The 1,306-nt window shown below is 74.2% G+C and carries 1 protein-coding gene, 1 tRNA gene and 1 pseudogene; 1 reads left to right on the top strand and 2 read right to left on the bottom strand.

The features are described from left to right. Together ACWD3D_RS37190 and ACWD3D_RS37195 are read right to left on the bottom strand one after the other, a co-directional pair. Positions 1-419: pseudogene (locus tag ACWD3D_RS37190) on the bottom strand (ArgS-related anticodon-binding protein NrtL); the annotation flags it as partial. A gap of 89 nt (positions 420-508) precedes the next feature. Then, positions 509-991, bottom strand: a complete 483-nt coding sequence (locus ACWD3D_RS37195; protein WP_451465043.1) for a response regulator — start codon at positions 989-991, stop codon at positions 509-511. Between the two features lie 132 nt (positions 992-1,123). Between ACWD3D_RS37195 and ACWD3D_RS37200 the strand changes: the two genes are divergently transcribed. Next, a tRNA-Arg gene (locus ACWD3D_RS37200) sits at positions 1,124-1,195 on the top strand. Positions 1,196-1,306 lie beyond the last annotated feature (111 nt).

The raw sequence follows: 1,306 nt of genomic DNA on the forward strand, positions 1-1,306 counted from the left end.
GCGGTGACGGCGGCCCGGACCTCGGCCGCGTGCGTCAGCAGGGGCGCCTCGCCGCGCAGCGCCGTGCCGTGGCCGTACTCCGTACCGCGCGCCGCCACCTCGCGCACGAGGGCGACGCGGGCGGCTCCGTCGGCAAAGGCGTCGAGCGTGAGGTTGAGGAAGCCGGGTCCGGTGATCTCGACCCGGCCGATCCCGGGCTCGGCCGCGATGCGGTCCTTGAGGATGCGGGCGACCTCGTACGCGGGCAGCGCGGCCGGACGGGCCAGTTGGAGCGCGACGGCGCAGGCGTAGTCCCCGCTGCCGCCGGGGCGTGTCCGCTCCACCCGGACGCGGGCGGGCACCGCCACACGCAGGGCGTCCTCGTCGACCGCACGGCGCACGGCGTGCAGCACGGTCCTGGAGAGGTCGGCGGGGGTCACGGGACCAGCCTAGGGGAGGAAGGGGGGCCCTTTGCGACCGCGTTTCGCCATGCGGGCATCCCGCCGTCGCCCGCCGGGGCGCGGTCCGCTCAGCGGGCGGCGCCGGCGGCCCGTCCGGCGCCGCAGCCGCCCTCCACCCGGGAGGGCTCCGGGGGCAGCGCGAGGCGGCGCACCAGCCGCACCAGTTCGCTGGGCTCGAACGGTTTCGCCAGGAACGCCTCCACCCCGGCGGCGACGCCCCGGTCCGCCTCGTACGGGGTGCAGGCGCTGATGATCGCGACCGGAATGGTGCGGGTACGGGGGTCCTCGCGCAGGCGTGCGGCGGTCCGGGGTCCGTCGAGCCGGGGCATCACGACGTCGAGGGTGATCACGTCGGGCCGCACCCGGTGCACGACGTCCAGGCACTCGACGCCGTCGGCCGCGGTCACGACCTCGAAGCCCTCAAGCTCCAGGTTGACCCTGATCAGATGCCGGATGACCTTGTTGTCGTCCACAACAAGCACGCGGCCGTACGCCCCTGACACCATTCGAGAGTAGGTGCGCCCCCGGGGCCGCGTCCGGCTTTTGCCCACTTCCGCCACGGGGGCCGGCCCGGCCCCTCTCCCCCGCGTGCGCGAATCACCCGGCGCCGCGGAAATACCCGTTCACGGACACCCCCGGGGAGCTGGTAGTGTTTCACCCGTCGCAGAGCAACACCGCGATACGCCCCCGTAGCTCAGGGGATAGAGCATCGGCCTCCGGAGCCGGGTGCGCAGGTTCGAATCCTGCCGGGGGCACTTCCGGACAGAGGGTCTGACCAGCAGAAATGCTGGTCGGGCCCTTTCTCGTGCGCCCTGGGGCTGGTGAACGCCCGGGCACGGATCACCAAGGCGGGGCAGGCGGCGACG

The sequence above is a fragment of the Streptomyces sp. NPDC002690 genome, assembly GCF_053592415.1.